Here is a 24180-nt window from a genome sequence, read left to right as displayed (position 1 = left end):
CTATGAATAAATTGAAAATACGAATTGATAGCAATTCTTTTGCAAAACATAGAGACAATATTACGGGAATTATATGTTTTGATTTTAATGGGAAGTTTTTTCCAGAAAAAAATTGGAATGATTTTATTATAGTTCTTGTTAATAATTGGATTGAATCATCTTACAGGATAATGAGTAACTTTACAATATCTGAAGATTTTTATTTTATGGATGGTCCTTTTTCTATTAAAATTAGAAAAAATGACTTTGGTGATTGTAGTGTCGAATTAATTGAAAACAATGTAAGTTTATTGATGGATTTTACAATAAACATAGAAGATGCTTATCGTGAAATTTTACAGAATCTTATTTTTTTAAGTAATTATTGTAAACAGCAAGGATGGGAAACAGAAGATGTGAAAAAACTTCATTATTTAAAAGATAAACTATCACGCTAATGCGAGCGTTCCCTCGCTCCCCCGCTGCGCAAAGTTTGTAACTTTGAGCTGATAAATAAAAACCTCGCAAAATGCGAGGGTTTTTTGTTTATAGTGGCAGTAATTTTTCTACGAATACGCTTTTTTAGCTTTATAATCTCTTACCAGAGCATCAATAACCAAATAAATTTGTTCTTTAGCAGATTTTGGTAAATTACCAATCTCCTCAATACGTTGTAAAGTATTTTGATCAACTTCCAAAGAAGTTTTACCTACGAGATAATCCAAAGAAACCTGCAAAGCATCTGCAATTTTGATGGCAACTTCCCCCTCCGCTACCGCACGATTTTATCGTGTGGCAGATAAAGATAAACCTCGCATTTTGCGAGGTTTTTTGTGTTATATGTTTTGTTTTGTATACGGAAACAGAACTACATTGCAGCAATATTTTTAAGTTTAGAGGCTTTGATAAAAGCATCGATGGTTGCAAATATGTGAGCTTTGGTATCGCTATCAAGTTCCTGAATGGCTTTTAGTTTTTTCAGCGTATCGTTGTCGATCTGCTCATACTGTCCGTCTTTTACGAGATAATCAAGTGTAACGCCTAAAGCATCAGCAATTTTAGTAGCTACGTCAATCGACGGAACATTTTCCCCACGTTCAGTTCGTACTTACTGAAAATATATTTTAGATTTCTACAAACTCACATCACTCAAGATTTCTCAACTTCACCTCTTTCTTAAGATAAGTTTTATAATCTTCTGCAAACATTCCGATGTAGGTTCCTTTCTTTAGATCTCGGTTGACTCCGGTTTTACCTAGTAAGACAGAACCACTTTCGATATTGTTTCCTGAAGCGATGCCAACCTGCCCCCATAAAGTAACCTCATCACCGATGATGCAACAGCCTGCAATACCGACCTGAGAAGCGATTAAACATTTTTTACCAATCACGGTATCGTGCCCAATCTGAATCTGATTATCTAAAACTGAACCTTCACCAATAATGGTAGAATCTGTCACTCCCCTGTCGATCGTACAGCCGTTTCCGATTTCTACATTGTTTTCGATGATCACGTTTCCTACGGAGATTAAACGGTCAAAATTTCCGTCTAATTTTCTGTAATAGAATGCGTCGCCCCCCAAAATGGTGTTGGATTGAATGATGACATTATCTCCAATCACTGTGCGGTCTCCGATTACTACATTCGGGAAGATAATGGTGTTTTTTCCGATGGTGATGTTGTTTCCAAGGACTGCGGATGGATGGATTTTTGTACCCTCTCCTATTTCTACATCATGAAGGGTTTCGGTGAAGTTGTAGATTTTGGTGAAATGGGTATTGATTTTATTGAAATCTCCGAACGGATCGTCGGAAATCAACAATGCTTTTCCTTCCGGGCATTCCACTTCTTTGTCGATTAAGATGATGGTAGCAGCGGAATTTAAAGCTTTATCGTAATATTTCGGATGATTAACGAACACAATTTCACCTGATTTTACTCTGTGAATTTCGTTGGTGCCAAAAACCTGAAAATCTTCGGAACCCACAAATTTTGCTCCGATAAGATCTGCAATTGTTTTTAGTTTTTGTGGCTGATGAAACGTCATACTTTTAATGATGCTTTTTTAGTTTAATCAACCTTGTCTGGTTTTGAAACTTAGACAAGATTTGTTTTTCGGTGTGAGCCGCAGCCCGACTTGAGGATCCTTCGACAAGCTCAGGATAAACTACAATTGCTGCCCTAAAAAATGAAAGCTGAAAGTTGTTATACTTCCAGCTTCCTATTATTTTGAATAATTATTCTTTTACTCTTTCTAAGTAAGAACCGTCTTCTGTGCTCACTTTGATTTTGTCGCCCGCTTCAATGAACAAAGGAACCATTACTCTCGCTCCTGTCTCAACGATTGCGTTTTTCAGAGCGTTGGTCGCTGTATTTCCTTTCACACCCGGATCAGCTTCAACCACCTCTAAATAAACTGATTGAGGAAGCTCTGCAGAAAGCGGAGTTTCATCAACTTCTTTCAAAATAATCGTTACTTCTTCACCTGCTTTCATCAGATTAGAGTTTTCGATCATTTCTTTGTCTAAGTATAGTTGAGAGAAATCTTCATTATTCATAAAGTGGAAACCATTCTCATCATCATAAAGATATTGGAATTTTCTTGTAATAACTTTCACTTCGTCAATTTTATGACCTGCAGAAAAAGTATTATCAATAACTTTACCGTTGGTTACCGATTTTAATTTTGTTCTCACGAAAGCAGGACCTTTTCCTGGTTTTACGTGCATAAATTCGATTACTTTAAAAATATCATTGCTGTACTCGATGCAAAGACCTTTTTTTATATCGTTACTTGTTGCCATTTAATTATTGTATGTTATTTTTTTTATTTTGATTTGTAGACCTGAAGGCTCAAAACCTTTCTTCCAAGCATATCCATCCCGTCAATTCTAGGTTTGTAATAAGTCCCTGCATCTGCTGCAGTTACTGCACGATTATTTATTACTGTATTAAAATTGGTGGTATTAATTAAAAGCTGGTCTAAATTTTTGTTGACTTCTGATGAACTTTTTAGGTCAGAATTTAAATTTGAAAAAGATATTTTAGAATAATCCAGAATTGAATTTACATTTCTTACTGCAATTGAATCTTTAAGATTCAAAGACACCACTTTTTTCTGCTGTGCAAAAATAAAAGAAGAAAATGCTGTAAAAATTAATACTAAATTTTTCATTCTGATTCAATTTAAATTATTCTTTTCCTGTTCCGTATCCTTTTACGATACCTCTTGGAGAGTTTTGGATGAACTGTAGAATTTCGTCTCTTTCAGCTGTAGGAAGCATTTCTTTTTCGATGTGTGAAACTGCCTGAGAAACGTTCATTTTCATCTGAAAGATTGCTCTGTAAATTTTCTGAATTTCAAAAATTTTATCATTGGTAAAGCCTCTTCTTCTCAAACCTACAGAATTGATTCCTGCATAAGACATCGGCTCACGAGCTACTTTTACATAAGGCGGAATATCTTTTCTTACCAAAGTTCCTCCGGAAATCATCACGTGCTTCCCAATTTTTCCAAACTGGTGAACAGCACTTAAGCCACCCATTACCGTAAAATCACCTATTTCTACGTGACCTGCAATACCGCATCCGTTAACGATGATGACATGATCACCAATCACACAGTCATGCGCAATATGAGAAGTTGCCATAATCAGACAGTTACTGCCAATTTTAGTATAACCTAAAGCTTTTGTCCCTCTGTTTACGGTAACACATTCTCTAATCGTTGTATCATCACCGATGATGGTCTGCGTATCTTCACCATCAAATTTCAGATCCTGAGGAATAGCAGAAATTACCGTTCCAGGAAAAATCCTGCAGTTTTTTCCGATTCTCGCACCATCCATGATTGTCACGTTAGATCCAATCCAGGTACCTTCACCTATTTCCACATCACCTGCAATGGTTGTAAATGGTTCTACAATTACATTTTTACTGATTTTTGCACGTTTATCAACGGCGGCTAATTGATGAATCATTTACTCAACTTTATTTTTTGCAACCTGAGCCATAAGCTCAGCTTCTACTGCTATCGTGTCACCAACATATCCGTAACCCTGCATGTGCACGATACCTCTTCTGATTGGTTCAATCAATTCAATTTTGAAAATCATAGTATCACCAGGAACTACTTTTCTCTTGAATTTTACTTTATCCATTTTAATGAAATAAGTAGAATAGTTTTCAGGATCCGGCACACTTGCCAAAACCAAAATACCGCCTGTCTGTGCCATAGCTTCAACTTGTAAAACCCCCGGCATTACAGGCTCTTTCGGAAAGTGACCCACGAAGAAAGGCTCGTTCATCGTCACATTCTTTAAACCTACCACATGAGAATCTGATAATTCAAGAATCTTGTCAATCAATAAAAACGGCGGTCTGTGAGGCATCAACTTCATAATTCCGTTGATATCAAAAACAGGTTCTTTATTTAAATCAAAGTCAGGAACGTTTTTCTTTTTCTGTAATTTCCAATGACGGTTCAGTTTTTTAGCAAACTGAGTATTTACAAAATGTCCTGGCTTATTGGCAATAATTTTACCTTTAATTTTAACTCCGCATAAAGCTAAATCACCAATTACATCAAGTAACTTGTGTCTTGCAGCTTCATTTGGAAAGTTTAAAGTTAAATTATCAAGAATTCCGTTGGGTCTGATTGCAACGTGATCTTTACCAAAGGCTTTCTTTAATTTCTCTGTTGTTTCAACAGTAAGATCTTTATCAACATATACAATGGCATTAGAAATATCTCCTCCTTTGATCAAACCATGATCAAGAAGCATTTCTAATTCGTGTAAAAAGCTGAATGTTCTTGCTGAAGAAATTTCTTCTTTAAACTCTGAAATATTTTTTATGGTAGCATTCTGAGTTCCTAAAACTTTAGTCCCAAAATCTACCATTGTCGTAATTTCGTAATTATCTGAAGGGATAATTGTAATCTCAGAACCGGTTGCAGGATCGCTGTAACTTAGAACTTCTTTCACTACCAAATATTCTCTGGCAAGTTTTTGCTCCACGATTCCTACGCTTTCGATTGCTTCTACAAAAAATTTAGAAGAACCATCTAAAATTGGAGGTTCTGAAGCATCCATCTCTAAATAAGCATTGTCGATATCGCAACCTACTAATGCTGCTAAAAGATGCTCGCAAGTGTTGATTTTTACGCCTAATTTCTCCAGAGTTGTCCCTCTTTCAGTAGCTACAACATAGTTTACATCAGCCTCGACCTGAGGGTGACCCTCTAAATCTGTTCTTACGAAGATGAAACCTGTATTTTCTTTAGCAGGTTTAATGGTCAATTTTACTTCTTTACCAGTATGAAGGCCAATTCCGGATAGAGTAACCTCTTCCTGAAGTGTTTTTTGCATATCACTCATTAGTCTGATCTTTTGAGTTATTCTCAAGATTATTTATTCGTTTTACGAGCTCAGGAAGATTCCTGAAATGAACGTAACTTCTAAGATAGTCGTTATAACTGATTGCCGGCGAACCGTAAACCGTTTCTTTATCATTCACATGAGAATTCACACCACTCTGTGCCTGAATTTTCACCTGATTTCCAATTTTAATATGTCCTACGATACCAACCTGACCGCCAATCTGATTCCAGTCACCTACAATTGTAGATCCTGCGATACCAGTTTGTGAAGCGATCACATTGTTCTGACCGATTTTTACGTTGTGTGCAATCTGAATCAGATTATCAATTTTCGTTCCTTTACCAATTACCGTTGAACCAATAGTTGCTCTGTCGATGCTGCAATTTGAACCTATTTCAACATCATCTTCAATGATCACATTTCCTAATTGAGGAATTTTTTTGAAACCTTCAGGAGTCGGCTGAAAACCAAAACCATCTCCACCAATCACTGTGTTGGAATGAATGACACAATTATCACCAATAATGCAGTAATCATAGATTCTGGCACCACTGTCAATTTTACAGTTTTTACCAATTTTCACCCCTTTTCCGATATAAACCTGAGGATAAATCTGTGATCCTTCCCCGATTCTGGCTTTCTCAGAAACATAAGTAAATGCTCCGACATAGGCTTTATCACCTACCACTGCGGTATCGTGAATAGAAGCACCGTCTTCTACACCTTCTTTTCTTCCCTGCATTTCCTGATATAAATTCATCAGAACCTGAAAAGAAAGATAAGCATCTTTCACAGCAATGATCGTCTGGTCGTAACTGTCTTTAGTTAAAATATTTTCCGAAACGATAAGAACGGAACAATTTGAAGTATCTAAATAATGCGAAAAACGTTCTTGGGCAATAAAAGAAAGATGCCCTGCTTCCCCACTTTCAATAGGCGAAACTCCTGTTATAAGTGCATTTTCGTCACCTATAATTTTTCCGTCAATAAAACTCGCAATTTGCGAAGCTGTGAATTCCATATTCTGCAAAGATAACAAATTCTATTATTCACCAACATTTTTTAGTTTGAGGAATACAGATTTTAATATTCTTTAAGAATTTAAATTCATTAATGTCTTGGAAAAGTAAGAATGTAACGTGTGGTTTTATTGGTAATCAAACCAGATAAAAGCTGGTCTTCAGACTCGTCAAGTCTTAATATTTTTCCACTTTTCTGTAATAAATATATAGGCTGTTTTTCTGTATTGTAGGGCAACAACGTTCTTTCAATCTCATGTACAAGTTCGTGAGCATTGTCTATTCCTAAAAACTCATTGGTGCTTTTTATTTTTTCTTTCACAAATTCCGGATCGAAAGGTTGCGAAGAAATAATCGTTTTCGGAAGATTTCTCTGGATGACACACTGGCACCAATAGGAAAGAATAAAATCATCCGAAGACTGCCATAATTTCATCGCATGAATAATATCATTATCATCCATTTGGGTAAATCTTTGCACATCTTCATCGGTTTCTTCGCTTTTCTCACGATTGAGAAAGTACTTTAAATTTTCAGTCGCGGGCAAATCTACTCCCTGAGAAGCCAGATATTTAGCTCTTTCTAAAATTTTCACCAAAATAAATTCTGCCAAAGCCGATGTTTTATGATAATACACCTGCCAGTACATGAACATCCTTGCGGTAAGGAAATTTTCAATCGAATAAACACCTTTTGCATCAATCACCAGCTCGTCTTCGCAGACATTCATCATTGAGATGATTCTTTGGGTATTTACATTTCCCTCAGAAACTCCTGTAAAAAAGCTGTCTCTTTTCAAATAATCTAAACGGTCAACATCTAATTGTGAACTAATCAATTGATTAAAAAACTTCCTGTGGTATTTACCCTGAAACATTTCTATAGCCGTTGAAAGCTGCCCATTAAACTCATCATTTAATCTGTTCATTAATAATAAAGAAAGATTTTCGTGATGCCAGTCATCCATCAACATATTTTCCAACGCATGAGAAAATGGACCATGACCGATGTCGTGCATTAAAATTGCCAACATTGCTCCTTTTTCCTCTTCTTCAGAAATCTGAATTCCTTTTTGCTTTAAAGTTTCCAAAGCAGTAAACATCAAATGCATCGCACCTAAAGCATGATGAAATCTTGTGTGAGTTGCTCCGGGAAAAATTAAATTTAAAAGTCCGGTCTGTGAAATTCTTCTTAACCTTTGAAAATAAGGATGTTCGATAATATCGAATAAGATTTCGTGAGGAATTTTAATAAAACCGTGTACAGGATCGTTGATAATTTTAAGCTTGTTCTGCATTGAAATAACTGTGATGAATGCAAAATTAAGGTATTAAACTTAATTCAGAGAAAATTGAGAAATTTAATCGAATGAATTTTTATTAATAATGCTTTTAAAACCGGAGATTTTAGATTATCTTCATACCACATATTTTATATTTAAAATCAAAAATATCTTTAACTAAGATTTAACTTTTAGGCGTATCAATTTGGCTTTTGTTAAAGGCCTTTGGTCGCAGTTTTGATACAATAACCATAGAAAAAATTAAACTTTTATGTCAGAAAAAATATTATGGATCGATGATGAAATAGATTTACTCAAACCTCATATCGTATTTTTAGAAAAGAAGGGTTACCATGTAACTCCCGTAAATAATGTGAACGAGGCTTTAGAATTGATAGATTCAGAAAAATTTGCATTGACGCTTATTGATGAAAACATGCCCGGAATTTCCGGTCTTGAAGCAATACCAATGATTAAAGAGAAAGACAGTTCTCTGAAAATCGTGATGGTTACGAAAAGTGAGGAAGAACACATCATGGAAGAAGCAATCGGATCTCAGATTGCAGATTACATTTTGAAACCGGTAAATCCTAACCAAATATTATTATCTCTAAAAAAGAATCTTCAGGAAGATAATCTTGTCGAGCAGAAGACTATTATTCAATATCAGCAGGAATTCAGAAACCTTTCTATGGAACTTTCTTATTTGAGGACGTACCAGGATTGGGCAGAATATTATAAAAAAATCGTCAACTGGGAATTGAAATTTGACAAAGTTGCCGACAACGAATTTGCCGATTTGCTGCAATCTCAAAAGGAAGAAGCTAATATTCAGTTCGCTAAATTCATTGAAAACAATTACGAAGACTGGTTGAATGGTGGCGATAAGCCATTGATGAGCCACACGTTGTTCAGAGATAAAGTAAAACCTGAAGTTGAAAAAGATAAAGTTCTTTTGCTGATGGTTGATAATTTAAGATACGATCAGTGGAAAGTCATTGAGCCTTTATTTACTAAATTTTACAATAAAGTATCTGAAGATTACTATTACAGTATTCTTCCGACTGCGACTCAATATGCAAGAAATTCATTTTTCGCAGGAATGCTTCCTTCAGAAATTGAAAAACGTTTTCCGGATAAATGGTTTAATGATAATGAAGACGGAAATAAAAATGAGTATGAGCGTGATTTCTTAGAAGATCAGATGAAAAGAATTGGTTTGAATTCTAAATCGATGAAATATCTAAAGGTTCTGAATGCCGATTTTGAGAAAAAGATTTACGAAGATTTTAATCAGCATAAGAATAATGACCTTTTAGTGATCGTTTACAACTTCATTGATATATTATCTCACGCAAAAACAGACAATCATATTGTTGATCAGTTAATCAGAGATGATAAAACTTTCCGTTCGTTAACTTCGAATTGGTTTGAGAATTCGTCTTTAATTAAGATTATCAAATTGGCTGCAGAAAGCGGGTATAAATTGGTTATCACAACCGATCATGGAACCGTTTACGTAAAAAAACCAAGTCGTGTTGTTGGAGATAGAGAAACTTCAACCAATATACGTTACAAAACAGGGAAAAGCTTGACGTATGACGAGAAAGATGTTTGGGCAGTTACGAATCCTGAAAAAATATTCTTGCCTAAAGGAAATTTAAGTTCGAAATATATTTTTGCCAAAAACAATATCTTTCTAGCGTACCCGAAAAATTACAATCATTTTGTAAATTATTATAAGGAAACCTACCAGCACGGAGGAATTTCTTTAGAAGAATGTATTATTCCAATAAGTGTTTTGGAACCAAAATAGTTTTTTCATAGTTATAATTTTGGGCTCGAGCGGAAAAAATCTAAGATTTTTTCCGCTCGAGTTTTTTTATTTCTGAAATGTTTTTTTACCGCAAATGGAGAAAAAGATTTTCAGCGATAATAAAACTTCAAAAGTTTCTTTTGTTACTTTTGCGGTTAATAATTATAGATTTCTAATACTCTAAAATATATATTCTCTAAATGAAATTAATCACCTACAATGTCAACGGAATCAGAGCCGCTTTTACGAAAGATTTCCTGGGCTGGTTGAAAACTGCCGATCCAGACATTATCTGCATTCAGGAGAGCAAAGCCGGAAACGACCAAATAGACATCGAAAGTCTTGAGAAAATCGGTTATCATAGTTATTGGCATTCAGCAGTGCGAAAAGGCTACAGCGGAGTCGGAATTGCTTCTAAAACAAAGCCTCATCACGTAGAATACGGCTGCGGAATTGAAAGTTATGATAATGAAGGAAGAATCATCCGTGCAGATTTTGATGCCTATTCTGTTATTTCAGTTTATGTTCCTTCAGCTTCGAATATTGAAAGACTGGAATTTAAAATGCAATTCTGTCATGATTTTTTAGAATACATTAAAAATTTGAAGAAAGAAATTCCGAATCTGATTATCTCAGGGGATTTTAATATCTGTCATGAAGCGATTGATATTCATAATCCGGTAGGCTTAAAAAATACTTCAGGTTTTCTACCGATGGAAAGAGAATGGATGACCAATTTCATTAATGAATGCGAATTGATAGACAGCTTCAGGTTTTTCAATCAGGAACCAAACAATTACACTTGGTGGAGCTACAGACAAAATTCAAGAGCCAATAATAAGGGATGGAGACTAGATTATAACTTTGCGTCATATTCTCTGAAAGATAAGCTTTCACGAGCCGTTATTTTAAAGGAAGCAGTGCATTCTGATCATTGCCCTGCATTAATTGAACTAAACGTCTAAAAACATTAAAGCCAGCTGAATCAGCTGGCTTTATTTAATTTTAAGAATCGTATTAAATTTAATCGACAATTTCGTACTCTACTGGGATGATACCTTTTTTGATTCCCCCAATTTCATCGAACGCAGCTTTAGACATATCTAATGCTCTTGATGAATGAAAAGGCCCTCTATCATTAATCGTTACAATTACCTCTTCTCCATTGTTCAGATTGGTTACCTTGATCTCGGTTCCAAAAGGAAGCGTTCTGTGTGCTGCGGTTAGTTTTGAATTATTAAAAATTTCTCCGCTAGCTGTTTTTCTACCATTAAACTTGTCGTGGTAGTACGACGCATAACTTGTTTTCTTCGCATCTTCGGCATCATTCTTGAAAGAATAGATACCTAGTGTTGAAATCATCATTATGATTACGAGAATGAATCTTTTCATCATTTTGAATTATTTTATTGTTTGACAGGGCAAAAGTATAGTGAAACTTCTTACTCACCTATTTTAAATGTTAACAAGCCTTAAATAAAAGTTAAAAATATCTTAAATAAAATTGTAACTGCCTATTATCAGGGCATTTAAGTAGCTATGTTAAAAAACGTTAAAATTAGAAGCAAAAAGTTAACGGATTTAACTGCTTCAAGCTCACTTAGAGACGGATTCAGTTTACAACAGTTTAAAAATCAATTATTTAAAAAATTGTGATTTTGCTAAAATCTGGTTGTAACTAATCAAAAAAAACAACTACTTATTGATAAAAGGCATCATGGAAAAATTGAAAAACAACAAGATATTACTCGTTTTAATTCTGGCCGTACTCCTAATCTCAATATTTTCTGCAGGAAAAGAATTTGGAGAATATCTACATCAACGCTTTAATTAATGATTTTTCACGTTTTATGCATCGAATTGCAACAGCCCGACCTGAGTGGAGCTCTTTTTGCAAATTATAGCAAGGACAAAGCTTCGGAAATTTGGAAAAAAGCGGGAACGGAGGGCGGAAAAGCTGCCAAAATAAAAAAAAAGTATTCTAAAAATATTTAAAACAAAAAACCAATGACTGAATCATTGGTTTTCGTTTTTTATCTTATTGTGCTTTACACAAGTTCACCATATAAATCAAATTCTTCTGCAGAAGTAATCTTTACATTGGCAAAATCACCGATTGAGATATATGTATTTTCTGCAGGAACCAAAACCGTATTATCTACGTCTGGTGAATCGTATTCCGTTCTTCCCACAAAGTAATTTCCTTCTTTTCTATCGAAAACGCATTTGTAAACTTCGCCGATTTTAGTTTGATTTTTCTCCCAAGAAATCTGTGACTGCAACTCCATAATCTCTTCTACTCTTGCTTCTTTCACTTCTTGCGGAATATCGTCTTCTAAAACGTAAGCTCCTGTATTTTCTTCATGAGAATAAGTGAAGCATCCCAATCTGTCGAATTTCTGTGTTCTCACCCATTCTTTCAATTCTTGGAATCTTTCTTCAGTTTCACCTGGATAACCTACGATTAAAGTTGTTCTAATCGCCATATCCGGAACTTTCTCTCTGAATTTATCTAATAGAGCATTTGTTTTTTCGTGTGTTGTCCCACGTTTCATCGATTTCAATAAATCTGAATTGATGTGCTGAAGCGGGATGTCTATATAATTACAAACTTTCGGCTCTTCTCTGATGATATCTAAAACATCCTCCGGAAAACCACTCGGGAAAGCATAATGCAGACGAATCCATTCGATTCCTTCTACTTTTACCAATTCTTTCAGAAGTTCGCCCAAAGCTCTCTTCTTATATATATCTAAACCGTAATAAGTCAAATCCTGAGCAATTAAGATTAATTCTTTTACTCCTACTTTTGCCAGTTTCTGAGATTCTTTCACCAATTTTTCAATCGGAGTAGAAATGTGACCGCCTCTCATCAAAGGAATTGCACAGAACGAACAAGGTCTGTCGCAGCCTTCAGAAATTTTAAGGTATGCATAATGTTTTGGTGTGGTCGTCAATCGCTCTCCTACCAATTCATGTTTATAATCCGCACCTAAATGTTTCAGTAAAATAGGCAAATCTCTTGTTCCGAAATACTGATCAACATCAGGAATTTCTTTTATCAAATCTGGTTTGTATCTCTCAGAAAGACAGCCTGTAACGAAAACTTTTTCTACTTCACCTCTGTTTTTCGCCTCAACATACTCAAGAATGGTGTTGATTGATTCTTCTTTTGCGTTATCAATAAATCCGCAGGTATTGATAACTACAATATCGCCTTTATCTTCATGCACCACCTCTTTTCCATTAGCCTTAAGCTGGCTCATCAAAACTTCTGAATCGTAAACGTTCTTGGAACAACCAAGGGTTACAATATTTATTTTCTTCTTTCCTACAGATTTTGTACGCATCTTTCTATTTTGAGTGTGCAAAGATACAAAATATAACTCTGTATCTTAAACATATAAAACCACTTAAAAATAAGTGGTTATGAATTTAATTTTTAAAAATTGCCTTCAGAAAAAGTGGGAAGTTGGCTGTCTTTTTCAGACAATTGGATGACATCTTCGGGAAGCTTCCAATCGATGTTTAAATCTTTATCATTCCAGATTACACTTCCTTCAGATTGTTTATTATAAAAGTTATCACATTTATAAGCAAAAATTGCTGTTTCACTTAAAACAGAAAAACCATGTCCGAAACCTCTTGGTACATATAGTTGTAATTTGTTTTCCGGAGTTAATTCAACCCCGAACCATTGTCCAAAAGTTGGAGAATCTCTACGTAAATCTACAGCGACATCAAACACTCTGCCTTCTAAACATGATACTAATTTTGCCTGAGCATGTTCGCCTTTTTGCAAATGTAAACCACGCAAAACTCCATAAGAAGACTTTGAGATATTATCTTGTACGAAATGACCATTCATTCCGGTCGATTCTTCGAATTTTTGTTCGTTGTATTTTTCGAAAAAGTAACCTCTGTCGTCTTCGAAGATTGTCGGTTCAATGATGTAACAATCTTTAAGTGGTGTTTCTTTTATTTTCATAGATGTGTAATGTTATAGATTGTATTGTTTTTTTAAACTCCATTTTAAAGCTAAATAAACTCCGCCAATCGGAATAAAAATGACAAGAATAAGAGCCCAAATGGGAAGTTGTGAATTTATTAAAAATATGTTGATTAACACTTGAAGAACAGCATAAACCGAACTAATAATCAAATGAGACACTTTTTTTTCGTTGGCAAAAAGCTGATATAAATGTCTTCTGTGTGCCTCAAAAATATTTTCTTTCAATAGTAGTCTCTCGATAATTGTCAGGACAACTTCCATTCCGTAAATTGATAGCAACAAAATATATTTATAATCTTGGGTCTTCATAATCAGCAAAGTGATAAGACCAATTACACAAAAGCCCATTCCCATACTTCCGATGTCTCCTGCAAAGCATTTTGCTTTTTTTCTGAAATTAAAAAACAAGAAAACCAAAGAAGCTAAAATGGGATAAATAATGAAATCATTTTCTGTGAAAATTACTACTTCTTTATTAATATAAAGTAATGCCGCCAAGGTGACTAAACTGTATGTCCCCCCCATTCCATTAATACCATCCATAAAGTTATAGGCATTTAAAGTACCAATAATAAGAATAAATAGTATTGGCCAAACCCAATATGGCATTAAGCTAAAAGCTCCTGTAAAATACAAGAGTAAAATCACAGAAATTAAGTGAACTGATAACCTAATTCTGTTTGACAATGGTTTGATATCATCAATAAAACTTACTGTGCAGATTGCCAATAAGCCTAAACCAAAAGACCAATAATGATTTATCGTTTCATTTAAATTAAATAAACAAAAAAGAATGAATGAGATAGGAAAAATAATTCCACCGCCACGTAAAGTGATTTGTGTGTGTGCACTTCGGTGGTTGGGTTTGTCTATAATATTATATTTGTCGGCTATTTTGAAATAGACCAACATGGATATGAATAGAAAGGTTGTTATTATAAGATATATCATTACTATGATTGAAAGCTTTTAATTGTTTTTGCTAATCCTTCTTTCGCAGACATTGGAAGATTACTAATTTCTAAAGCTTTTTTAATTTTATCATTAGAAACGATGTAACTTTCTGTTAGTTTTTTTAATCTTTCTGAGTTGAGTGGCAACTTTATCATATCTCCCAACTTAGCGATATTAGAAATGAAGTTTGCTGAAACTTTCCATAGCTTAGTTTTTTTACCAGAAGCTTCCGCAATTATTTTTACAAGTTCATTGGTAGAGATAGAATCGTCATCGGCAAAATTATAAATTCCTGAAGGAATATTTTTATTGGATAATATTTTTCCGATTAAAAAGTTTAAATTATCAATACTTAAGAATGATCTTTTATTCTCAAAAGCTGCCAAAGGCCATGGAATTCCTTTTTGAACAACTTTATACAAAAGATTTAGGTTTCCTTTGTTTCCAGGACCGTGAATCATACATGGACGGATAATGAAAAGCCTTTTTTCATCTGGCAATTTTTTTGAAAGCAAATATTTCTCGGCTTCTAATTTTGATTTTCCGTAAGGTGTTTTAGGATTAGAATGATGATTTTCATCTAAAATACTATCAATCGTATCCGCTGTTGCTTTTACGCTACTGAAATAGATAAAATCTCTAACACTCGAATTTAAAAATTCATCAAAAAATTGAATTGTTAAATCTCTGTTTATCTTAAAATATTCTTCATCAGCAGATGTATTTGCAGTATCATGAGCTTTACCTGCTAGGTGGATAATGGCATCAGTTCCTTTTGGGAAAGCCCATTCATTACGTAAAGAAAGCCCGGAAACTTTCAACTCAGTTTCAGTCAGATATCTTGATAAATTTTGACCGACAAAACCCGAAGCTCCCGTAATTACGATTTTCATTTTATAATTTTATTCTTTTTGATTTCTCCCAATCAATTTGCTTATCAGCCTCTTCAATATCCAAAAAATCATAGTCGCTTAGATATCTGTTGAATTTTTTAAATGCCCCTTTTATCCCAACATATGATTTAAATTTCCTTATTACAGGTAGACTTTTAATGACGGGTTGTCCCGTATCAAAATCCCGCGGATGGAAATATGTCATTAAATATTCTGTATTGTTCGTAAACTTCTTAATAAGTGAATAAGGAAGAAGCCTGAAAAACCCACCTCCTGAAAAAACTAAATTTTTATTAAAAACCTGATGAACATTCATTGGAAATTCTTTCAAAATACCAGATTGGGTTTCAATAATAAATGGTTCAGATATTCCAAACTCAGGTAGACCTCCGTAATCATGGCTTGCAGGAAAGACCGAAGCATCGTACTTAAAACCCAATTCGAGAAGAGTTTCAAAACAATGAAGATTTTTAGATGTAATTGAAAAACCCGGTGCACGAAAAGCATTTACCTCTTTTCCAATAATATCTTCTAAAAGTTTTTTCGCCTTGTTTGTATCTTGTTCAAATTCTTTTTGAGTAAATCTAAATGATAATTCATGTTGATAGGAATGACAACCTATATGATGACCATACTGATCAATACTTTTAATAACATCGGGGTGTTTTTCTGCCAACCAACCAAGACAGAAGAAAGTACCTCTTATCTTTCTTCTCTCCAGATCATCCAAGATACGCTGAACACTTTCATATATTCTGACTTCATGACGATCCCAATTAAAATCATTATCAATAAAATCACAATTATACCAATCTTCTATATCAAATGTAAGTAGTTTCATAGTAAGTCATAATTAGAAAGATTAACATCCCAATTATTTACATCATATAATACCTCAGGTGTAATGGATTCTGAATCAAGAATTTTTGCTGTAAAATGAAATGTTTTAGGCTCGTTCTTTTTAGGAATTTTTATCAGACTCAATGGTGTAAAATGAAGATGCCCGATGTATAAAATGATATCAAAATTTTTCTTTTCCAACTTATAAATATAACGAACTGCTTCGTCAAAATTTTTCTTATTAAGTGGATGTACATCAATCAAAAATGCTGTTTCAACTCCCTGATGTTTTTTGATCTTATAAAAAAACTCAAAGTCTTTTTTAACTATTTTTCTATAATCCGCATCAAACCATTTATATCGATAGCTATTAAATTTCGCACGATTTTTTTGAATTCTGTATGTTATTATTTCTCTATTTCTTGAAAATAATGACAACTTAATTAAAACGGCTGAGAATATTTTCGATACAAAATTAAAACTTTTCAGATTTTCTTTAACACCTCCTATTTTGTAGGGAAGTACATAGGTCCTTAGATCACCGATGTCCTTTTCTCTAAGTCCTTTAATTAAAAGCGGATAGGCACTATCATTAGGGAAACCAAATACAAAAGAAAAACCTGACTCTTTTAATAATTTTTGTCCTTTCGACAATAAATCGAAGATGTTATCAAAATTCCTGTATTCTTTTAAAATCATCGTATCAACACTTAAACAAGCATTCCTATTAATACCATCGATTAAATATACAAAAGGAATATAGCTTTGTGAGCCAACTATTTTTTCACCATCCATCAATAACCCGTGAAAAGAATATCCATAATCTGTATTCAGAAATTCATTTTTAAAATCTGATATTGATCTGGAATGCTCAGGAAAAACTTGTGAAAAAACATTGCAGATATTCTGTATTTCTACATCGGAAAGCTCAGTAGTTTTTTTATATGTTACTATCATTTTAGTATTCTAATACAGTTCCTGCCCATGAGTAGCCCACCCCAAACCCGGCAAGCATAATTTTTTTCCCTTCGGTTTTCCCTTCTTTCATTGCTTCAGAAAGTGCAATCGGTATTGTTGAAGAAACAGTATTTCCCACTTTATTCATGTAGTAATAGAATTTTTCTTCTTCAATTTTCATTTTCTTTCTCAAGAATTCCATCATGTATTTATTAGCTTGATGAAATACAAATAAATCAATATCAGATTTCTCGAGATTATTTTTTTCTAATGTCTGCTGTGCAAGTTTCGGTACATTATTTTGTGTAAAATTAAAAATCTTCGAACCATTCATATAAAGATAATCAGAATGTTTTTCGGCTCCATTTTCATCTTCTTCTACCTGATCCATTTTATTTTTATACTTCATACCTCCGGTTTTCACCATAAGGTTTTCTGCACCTTTCCCGTCTGTTCCTAAAACAAATTCTTTGATCTCGGCCATCCCGTCCGTGGACACTAATGTTGCTGCCGCAGCATCTCCAAATATAGTCTTGTTGCCTTTATCTATTGGATTAATATGTTTGGTATATGTTTCGGCCGTTAAAAGCAGTATATTTTTTGCAACTCCAGCAACGATTAATCCTTTAGCTAAAGCTAAACCATAAACATACCCTGAGCAACCTAAGTTAAAATCAATTGCTCCAGAATTGGTAGGTATATTAAGATTGTTCTGTATTACACATGCAGTTGTTGGTAAAAAATAATCCGGACTTTGTGTACACAGCATAACGAAATCAATTTCTGAAGAATCTATATTCCATTCTTCAAAAAGATTTAATGCTGCTTTTTCAGCCATACTTCCTGCCGTTTCGTCTTCAGCAGCTATATGTCTTTCGTCAATTCCAACTTTTTCTGCTATTTTATCAACCGACCATTCAGGAAAATCTTCTACAAGATCTTGATTGGTATAAATTTTTTCTGGTAAATAATACGAAATAGCTTTTATATATGCTTTCATTATGTTTACTTTAATGTAAAACCTCCATCTATTAAAAGGCTAGAACCAGTAACCCAAGAACTTGCTTCTGAAAGTAAATAAATTACTGCATACGCAACATCTTCTGGTTTTCCATATCTTTTCAGAGGATAGTTTTCTAAATCTTGTTTTATCTGCTCTTCCGAAATTGATTTCTGATAAAGCATGTTAGTATCAATCATACCAGGATTCACTGTATTAACTCTAATATTTCTTGCGGATAATTCAAGGGCTATATTTTCTGACAAAGAATTGAGTGCTCCTTTAGAAGAGGAATAAGCTGTATTTCCGAGCGATGAACAATAATTACCTGAAATTGATGAAATAAAGACAATAGATGCTCCTTTTACTATTTTTTTATGATGTATCAACTCTTTTGTAAGCATTGCTGGTGCAAAGAAATTGATACTCATGACTTCCTCCAAAATATCGGAATTCATTAATTTAAACGGAATTCTTTTTAAAATACCAGCCGCATTTACTAGCCCATCTATAACGGGCAAAGCATTTATTAAAGCTTTAATATCTTCCTTTGAGGTTAATTCAGCAAAGAACATCTGATGATCATCTCCCTCCAGCTCATTATATGTTTCTCTTAATCGTTCTTCATTTCTACCCAGAATAATCAATTTAGCACCCATTTTTGAGCACTCTATTGCAATAGACTTTCCAATTCCAGATGATGCACCTGTAACTAGAATTGATTTTGAAGCAAGAGAAAATGGATTATGCATTTATTTTTTTCTTAGAATATCAAATAAATCCTGTATAGTCTCACTATTTCTAATATCCTCACCAGTAACTTCTTTTTGGTATTCTTCATCAACCATAGCAATTATAGATAAAGCAATAAAAGAAGACCACTCATCCAATGTTTTAAACTTAGTTTCTGCTGAAAAATCAGCTGCATTAGTATCCTCAAACTGCTCTGAAAATTTTGAGATGAAATTATTAATATCCATATTATTATTTTTAAATTTTAAAGGCAAAAATACTAAATATTAATTTAGCATATCGATTGTCATAGCTAGATTATTTATACATTTTTCTTTAGTAAAATAAGTGTCAAAATAATTTTTACCGTTAGATCCGAGTAAAGACAGCTGTCGAGAATTTTGAACTATTTTATTTTTAATTAAATCTACCAATCCATCTACATCATCCGGATTTACTGTATATCCACAATCAGCTTCTTTTATCACATCTGCTGCGGCCCCTTCAATAAAACCGAGTACAGGTTTTCCTGCGGTCATGTAAGATTGTAGTCTTGCAGGTACTACTTTCTTTAAATCATCATATTTATTGTTGAGACTTAAAAGCATAATATCTGCTTTTTCATAAAAAACAGGCATTGTTTCTATAGGATGTTTTCCCATTAAAAAAACACTATTTTGGAGTGAGTTTTCTTTTACAAAATTTTCCATCCACAGTTTTTTACTTCCATCTCCCAATATAATCCATCTTACATTTTCATTTTTAAGCTTTAGAGCTGCAAACAATATATTTTCCAGATTCTGAGAGACACCAAGGTTCCCTGCAAGCATTATTTTAAAACCATCCGGTAACGAAGGAATAGAATGTTTTGTAATATCTTGAAATGTATCTTCCGCCCAATTAGGAAAATACTGTATTTTATTTTCTTCTCCTATCCTTTCTTTAACAGATTCTTTAAATCCTTTGGAACTGATAAGAATTTTATCACTGTTTTTATAGCTGAAACCTACGTATTTTCCAAGCAATGAAATAATGGTTTTATTCTCGATTCCCGATCCTGAAATAAATGCATCCGGCCATAAATCCAATACCCAAAGTATTAATGGTTTTCTCTGCATTTTCTTTACAATAATTGCAGGAAGAGTCTGAGTAATGGGCGATACCTGATGAACAAATACGGAGTCAAACTTTTTAAAAAGGCCCAAGTAAATTGCCCAAAGCGAGCCGAAAAACATAAAGCTCACATAGGTTAACGGCAGTAAAATTTTAGTATACTTTTTGCCTCTGGGTATCTGCAGACATCTGTAAACTTTCACTCCTTCTAAAGTTTCAATCCTTCTTTTGAAAAACCCATATCCCGGATAGTATTTCCCTTGAGGATAATTTGGAATTCCAGTCAATACTGTCACATCATAGCCCTTCTTTTTAAGTTCAAATGCAATATCATTACTTTTAAAATTTTCCGGATAAAAATTTTGAGTAACAATTAATACACTTTTTTTCTTTATTTGCTCCACACTACTCTATTAATATAGTCTGTATAACTTAAAATAATTCTGACAACTTTTTCAGAAACATTCGGCATCGAATAATCTGAAACTGGTCTGAAATTTCTTTCCGTTCCTATTTTTTGTTGTAAAACTTGAGTCAAACCCTGCAAAATACGCTCAGGAGATAACCCAACCATCATTACACTCGCTTCTTCCATTGCTTCTGGTCTTTCGTGAGCATCTCTAATGTTAAGAGCTCTAAAATTTAATATCGATGATTCTTCCGAGATAGTTCCTGAATCTGATAATACAGCATACGATCTTTTCTGCAAAGCGTTGTAATCATGAAAACCTAGAGGTTTTAGAAATTGGATTTCAGGACGCATTTCAATCTGCATCTTGTCAATCATATTCTGTGTACGAGGATGTGTAGAAACAATAATTGGATATTGATATTTTTCTGCAATTGCATTTAAAGAAGCCATCAAACCTTTAAAATTTTTCTCAGAATTGATATTTTCTTCACGGTGAGAAGATACTACGAAGAATTTACCTTCTTCTAAATTTAATTTTTCTAGTACGTTTGATGCATCAATTTGAGGTAAATAATGATTCAGAACCTCAAACATTGGCGACCCTGTTTTGATAATACGATCTGCTGGAAGCCCTTCTCTTAATAAATATTCTCTTGCAATATCAGAATACGTCAAATTGATATCCGAAGTATGATCTACGATTTTGCGGTTTGTTTCTTCCGGAACTCTCTGGTCAAAACATCTGTTACCAGCTTCCATGTGGAAAATAGGAATTTGTCTTTTTTTTGCAGGAATCGCACACAGACATGAATTAGTATCTCCCAAAACCAGAAAAGCCTCAGGTTTTAATTCTTCTAAAAGGGGATCAATTTTAATTAAAATGTTTCCTACCGTTTCTGTAGCTGTTTTACCCGCAGCTTCCAGAAAATAATCTGGCTTACGAAGTCCTAAATCTTCAAAAAAAATCTGATTAAGTTCATAATCATAATTTTGTCCCGTATGAACGATAATATGCTCAATAGCTTCAGAAGCATCCAAAGCTGATAATACTCTTGATAATCTGATAATTTCTGGACGAGTTCCTACGACCGTCATTACTCTCAATTTTTTCATCTTAATATTTTAATATTTGTCTAAACTTCTACAAAATAAGTATCTGCATCTTCTGGATTGAAAGGCTCATTGATCCAGAAAATTGTATATAATTCTTCTTCTCCTATATTTTTGATATTATGTGTATACCAAATCGGCATATCTACATAAGCAGGGTCGTCGCCGTCCAAATAAAAATCTAAAATCTCATCGGTATCTATTTTTCTTAACTGAATTAAAGCTTTTCCTCTAATCACCGCAAATCTTTCAATTTTTCTTGTATGATAGTGATTTCCGCGGGTTATTCCTGGAACAGTTGTTGAAAATGAGCATTGCCCGCCAATTCCCAAACGAATCACTTCTACAAAAGCCCCTCTTGGGTCGATATGTTGTTTGAGTTTTACCGGATAATGTGTTTTATAATCAATATAAGAACGATAAGTATTGAATAAATTATGTTCGAATGAATTATTAATAACAGGAATTTCTCCGCCATCAAAATATTTCGTTTTATAGTCATTCAACAATGATAAAACTTCAGAAACTTTCCTAATAGATGTGGCTTCAATAATAAACTCACGTTTGCTTTCGCTTTTTCGAATTTCATTAATAATTATATCAACCAACTCCTGAACATAAATCAACTTCACCTCTCCATCTGTTGCGATGGTTGGTATTTGTCCATGAGTCAACTGATGACAAAATGTAGCAACAAACGAATTGTAGAAAGGCTTCCCGAAAGCTCCAAATACGTTCGGAATAATTAATCCTGTAATTTTCCCTCCATTTTCTTCCGCCCAATTGGCTAGAGCTTCTCTTCCTTGTTTTTTTGATTTGCCGTAAAGATTATTTTTTTCTTCTTGTGTAGAAGAGGAAATCATAACATGAGCTTTTGAATGAGTTCTGTTAAGAGAATCAACTAATTTCTGAGCCAAACTGACATTGGTATCATAGATAAATTGCTCACTCTCATGACGATTCATCGCAGCTAAATGAATAATAATATCACATTCTGCAACAAACTGATCCAATTGAGTTTCATTTTCAAAATATTCTTTATTAAAATCAACTCTCTGAAATTCTTCAGGAAATAACCCTAAAGTATTGTACAAATGTTTTCCGACAAAACCATTCTGTCCGGTAATTCCGACTTTTTTCATTTGAATATATGTTTTCTTAAGCTAGTTTCATTGACCAGCTCTTTTAAATTTTATTTTATTTAAAATAATCTAAATTGTACCTGTATTCATCATTGATTTCTCCTAAAGCGTAATCGGCTAAAACGAGAAGTTTACTCTCATTCTCTTTGGCTAGAATTGCTGTAATGTGACCCGACGGAATATGAAGGTAAGTTAGCGCATCATCTGTTAAAATGTATTTCTGAATTATTAAATCTTTTGAAGGATTTGTAAAATCATCAACTTCAATTACAGAAATTTCAAAGCTTCCTTTTATACTAGCAAACCATCTTTGCTCAATTTTGTGTCCCTGCCAACCACGAATAAAATCTGTCGAATGATTTTCGATGGTATAAATTCTTTTTATTTCTGTAGCATCAAAATCATTATTATAAGTGATAATTCCTCTTTCGTCTTGATGTTTTTTGCCCTCTAACAGCATCAATTTAAATATTATTTTTATTATCTAATAAGGGTACTGTAAAACATCTTCTCCGAAAACTTCTTTTCGGATTAAGGGTAAGTTAGAAATCAGTTTTTTCAAACCTTCTACTCCTTGCTGCTCGGTATTATGGGAATGATAATCTTCAATTTGTGCAACCTCTTCCTCACCTTCCGAAAAAAACTGTGCATAATTAAGGTCACGATTATCTGCCGGTACCCGATAAAAATCTCCCATATCTTCTGCTTTTGCCATTTCTTCTCGAGTACAAAGTGTTTCATACAATTTTTCTCCATGACGGGTTCCTATTACTTTTACAGGAACTTCTTTACCCGTTAATTCAATTAAAGCTTTTGCCAAATCACCTATACTTCCTGCAGGAGCCTTATTTACAAATAAATCTCCAGGGTTTGCATGTTCAAAGGCAAATAAAACCAAATCGACAGCATCTTCTAACGACATAAAGAAACGCGACATATTCGGATCAGTTATAGTAATAGGTTCTCCTTTTTGAATCTGATTTAAAAATAAAGGAATTACAGAACCTCTTGATGCCATTACGTTACCGTAACGAGTAAGACAAACTACAGTTTCAGTAAGATTTCTCGATTCTGCAACCGCTACTTTTTCCATCATCGCTTTTGAAATCCCCATTGCATTGATTGGATATGCGGCTTTATCAGTAGATAGGCAGATTACTTTCTGTACTTTATTAGCTGCCGCCGCACGAATAACGTTTTGTGTTCCTTCTACATTAGTTTTTACGGCCTGCATAGGAAAAAACTCACAAGAAGGAACTTGTTTTAGTGCCGCCGCATGGAATATGTAATCTACTCCTCTAGTGGCTGGTTCTACACTTGAAAAATCTCTTACATCGCCTATATAATATTTGATTTTATCATTTTTGTACAAGTTTCTCATATCATCTTGTTTTTTCTCATCGCGAGAAAAGATACGGATTTCTTTGAAGTGGTCTGTTTGTAAAAATCTGTTGAGAACAGCTGTCCCGAATGAGCCGGTTCCTCCGGTGATAAGTAAGATTTTGTTATTTATTTTCATTTGATTGTTTTAATTTTT

General features: G+C 33.8%; 27 protein-coding genes and 1 pseudogene. 4 read left to right on the top strand and 24 right to left on the bottom strand.

The window, feature by feature from the left end:
- The first annotated feature begins 2 nt into the window (after positions 1-2).
- A complete protein-coding gene (locus MQX03_RS06540) occupies positions 3-437 on the top strand; it encodes a hypothetical protein (RefSeq protein WP_242802193.1) in 435 nt (144 codons plus the stop codon).
- A 108-nt stretch (positions 438-545) separates the two neighbouring features.
- Here MQX03_RS06540 and MQX03_RS06535 read toward each other — a convergent pair whose 3' ends face one another.
- The 9 genes and pseudogenes from MQX03_RS06535 to MQX03_RS06500 all read right to left on the bottom strand — a co-directional run bounded on the left by MQX03_RS06535 (position 546) and on the right by MQX03_RS06500 (position 7677).
- Positions 546-716 (bottom strand): hypothetical protein, encoded by a 171-nt coding sequence (locus tag MQX03_RS06535; RefSeq protein WP_242802192.1) that lies wholly within the window; start codon positions 714-716, stop codon positions 546-548.
- A 131-nt stretch (positions 717-847) separates the two neighbouring features.
- Positions 848-1066 (bottom strand): annotated as a pseudogene (locus MQX03_RS20580) (helix-turn-helix domain-containing protein); the annotation flags it as partial.
- Positions 1067-1124: 58 nt separating this feature from the next.
- The gene (locus tag MQX03_RS06530; protein ID WP_242802191.1) at positions 1125-2027 is read right to left on the bottom strand and encodes a UDP-3-O-(3-hydroxymyristoyl)glucosamine N-acyltransferase; all 903 of its coding nucleotides are present in this window, start codon (positions 2025-2027) and stop codon (positions 1125-1127) included.
- Positions 2028-2217: 190 nt separating this feature from the next.
- Entirely contained in the window at positions 2218-2784 is a 567-nt protein-coding gene (gene efp, locus MQX03_RS06525) for an elongation factor P (protein WP_129534661.1), read from the bottom strand.
- Between the two features lie 23 nt (positions 2785-2807).
- Positions 2808-3155, bottom strand: a complete 348-nt coding sequence (locus MQX03_RS06520; RefSeq protein ID WP_242802190.1) for a hypothetical protein — start codon at positions 3153-3155, stop codon at positions 2808-2810.
- Positions 3156-3171: 16 nt separating this feature from the next.
- A complete protein-coding gene (gene lpxA / locus MQX03_RS06515; RefSeq protein ID WP_129534663.1) occupies positions 3172-3960 on the bottom strand; it encodes an acyl-ACP--UDP-N-acetylglucosamine O-acyltransferase in 789 nt (262 codons plus the stop codon).
- The gene (locus tag MQX03_RS06510) at positions 3961-5358 is read right to left on the bottom strand and encodes a bifunctional UDP-3-O-[3-hydroxymyristoyl] N-acetylglucosamine deacetylase/3-hydroxyacyl-ACP dehydratase (protein WP_242802189.1); all 1398 of its coding nucleotides are present in this window, start codon (positions 5356-5358) and stop codon (positions 3961-3963) included.
- Positions 5351-6382, bottom strand: a complete 1032-nt coding sequence (lpxD, locus tag MQX03_RS06505; protein ID WP_242802188.1) for a UDP-3-O-(3-hydroxymyristoyl)glucosamine N-acyltransferase — start codon at positions 6380-6382, stop codon at positions 5351-5353. The genes MQX03_RS06510 and lpxD overlap by 8 nt, the downstream gene beginning before the upstream one ends.
- Positions 6383-6471: 89 nt before the next feature.
- Complete coding sequence (locus tag MQX03_RS06500) at positions 6472-7677, bottom strand: HD domain-containing protein (RefSeq protein ID WP_242802187.1); 1206 nt, start codon at positions 7675-7677, stop codon at positions 6472-6474.
- A 256-nt stretch (positions 7678-7933) separates the two neighbouring features.
- Between MQX03_RS06500 and porX the strand changes: the two genes are divergently transcribed.
- Entirely contained in the window at positions 7934-9478 is a 1545-nt protein-coding gene (porX, locus tag MQX03_RS06495; protein WP_129534666.1) for a T9SS response regulator signal transducer PorX, read from the top strand.
- Between the two features lie 200 nt (positions 9479-9678).
- Complete coding sequence (locus tag MQX03_RS06490) at positions 9679-10443, top strand: exodeoxyribonuclease III (RefSeq protein ID WP_242802186.1); 765 nt, start codon at positions 9679-9681, stop codon at positions 10441-10443.
- Between the two features lie 58 nt (positions 10444-10501).
- Here MQX03_RS06490 and MQX03_RS06485 read toward each other — a convergent pair whose 3' ends face one another.
- Positions 10502-10873, bottom strand: coding sequence for a septal ring lytic transglycosylase RlpA family protein (locus MQX03_RS06485; protein ID WP_129534668.1), 372 nt, complete (start codon positions 10871-10873; stop codon positions 10502-10504).
- A 438-nt stretch (positions 10874-11311) separates the two neighbouring features.
- Between MQX03_RS06485 and MQX03_RS06480 the strand changes: the two genes are divergently transcribed.
- Positions 11312-11473 carry a hypothetical protein gene (locus tag MQX03_RS06480; RefSeq protein ID WP_242802185.1) on the top strand — a complete coding sequence of 54 codons (162 nt, stop codon included), beginning with the start codon at positions 11312-11314 and terminating at the stop codon, positions 11471-11473.
- Between the two features lie 53 nt (positions 11474-11526).
- Here MQX03_RS06480 and rimO read toward each other — a convergent pair whose 3' ends face one another.
- The 14 genes from rimO to MQX03_RS06410 form a co-directional block, all read right to left on the bottom strand.
- Entirely contained in the window at positions 11527-12828 is a 1302-nt protein-coding gene (gene rimO / locus MQX03_RS06475) for a 30S ribosomal protein S12 methylthiotransferase RimO (protein WP_242802184.1), read from the bottom strand.
- A gap of 92 nt (positions 12829-12920) precedes the next feature.
- Positions 12921-13466, bottom strand: a complete 546-nt coding sequence (rfbC, locus tag MQX03_RS06470) for a dTDP-4-dehydrorhamnose 3,5-epimerase (protein ID WP_242802183.1) — start codon at positions 13464-13466, stop codon at positions 12921-12923.
- A gap of 12 nt (positions 13467-13478) precedes the next feature.
- Positions 13479-14441 carry an MraY family glycosyltransferase gene (locus MQX03_RS06465; protein WP_242802182.1) on the bottom strand — a complete coding sequence of 321 codons (963 nt, stop codon included), beginning with the start codon at positions 14439-14441 and terminating at the stop codon, positions 13479-13481.
- Positions 14442-14443: 2 nt separating this feature from the next.
- Entirely contained in the window at positions 14444-15337 is an 894-nt protein-coding gene (locus MQX03_RS06460) for an NAD-dependent epimerase/dehydratase family protein (RefSeq protein ID WP_242802181.1), read from the bottom strand.
- A gap of 1 nt (position 15338) precedes the next feature.
- Positions 15339-16178, bottom strand: coding sequence for a polysaccharide deacetylase family protein (locus MQX03_RS06455; protein ID WP_242802180.1), 840 nt, complete (start codon positions 16176-16178; stop codon positions 15339-15341).
- Complete coding sequence (locus MQX03_RS06450) at positions 16175-17134, bottom strand: GNAT family N-acetyltransferase (RefSeq protein ID WP_242802179.1); 960 nt, start codon at positions 17132-17134, stop codon at positions 16175-16177. The genes MQX03_RS06455 and MQX03_RS06450 overlap by 4 nt, the downstream gene beginning before the upstream one ends.
- 1 nt (position 17135) lies before the next feature.
- Positions 17136-18134: a 3-oxoacyl-ACP synthase III family protein gene (locus MQX03_RS06445; protein WP_242802178.1), complete on the bottom strand. Its 999-nt coding sequence runs from the start codon at positions 18132-18134 to the stop codon at positions 17136-17138.
- 5 nt (positions 18135-18139) lie between these two features.
- A complete protein-coding gene (locus tag MQX03_RS06440) occupies positions 18140-18886 on the bottom strand; it encodes an SDR family NAD(P)-dependent oxidoreductase (protein ID WP_242802177.1) in 747 nt (248 codons plus the stop codon).
- On the bottom strand, positions 18887-19114 hold the full coding sequence (locus MQX03_RS06435; protein ID WP_242802176.1) for an acyl carrier protein: 228 nt from the start codon (positions 19112-19114) through the stop codon (positions 18887-18889).
- 39 nt (positions 19115-19153) lie between these two features.
- Positions 19154-20275, bottom strand: coding sequence for a glycosyltransferase family 4 protein (locus tag MQX03_RS06430; RefSeq protein ID WP_242802175.1), 1122 nt, complete (start codon positions 20273-20275; stop codon positions 19154-19156).
- Positions 20276-20370: 95 nt separating this feature from the next.
- Entirely contained in the window at positions 20371-21504 is a 1134-nt protein-coding gene (gene wecB, locus MQX03_RS06425; RefSeq protein ID WP_242802174.1) for a non-hydrolyzing UDP-N-acetylglucosamine 2-epimerase, read from the bottom strand.
- Between the two features lie 20 nt (positions 21505-21524).
- Positions 21525-22643: a polysaccharide biosynthesis C-terminal domain-containing protein gene (locus tag MQX03_RS06420; RefSeq protein WP_242802173.1), complete on the bottom strand. Its 1119-nt coding sequence runs from the start codon at positions 22641-22643 to the stop codon at positions 21525-21527.
- A gap of 55 nt (positions 22644-22698) precedes the next feature.
- Positions 22699-23103 carry a WxcM-like domain-containing protein gene (locus MQX03_RS06415; protein WP_242802172.1) on the bottom strand — a complete coding sequence of 135 codons (405 nt, stop codon included), beginning with the start codon at positions 23101-23103 and terminating at the stop codon, positions 22699-22701.
- A gap of 24 nt (positions 23104-23127) precedes the next feature.
- Complete coding sequence (locus tag MQX03_RS06410; RefSeq protein WP_242802171.1) at positions 23128-24162, bottom strand: polysaccharide biosynthesis protein; 1035 nt, start codon at positions 24160-24162, stop codon at positions 23128-23130.
- Positions 24163-24180: the final 18 nt, after the last annotated feature.

It is taken from the genome of Chryseobacterium aahli (assembly GCF_022699665.1).
Classification (GTDB): domain Bacteria; phylum Bacteroidota; class Bacteroidia; order Flavobacteriales; family Weeksellaceae; genus Chryseobacterium; species Chryseobacterium aahli.
Note: the sequence above shows the minus strand (reverse complement) of the source record. Positions and strands in the feature narration are given on the sequence as shown.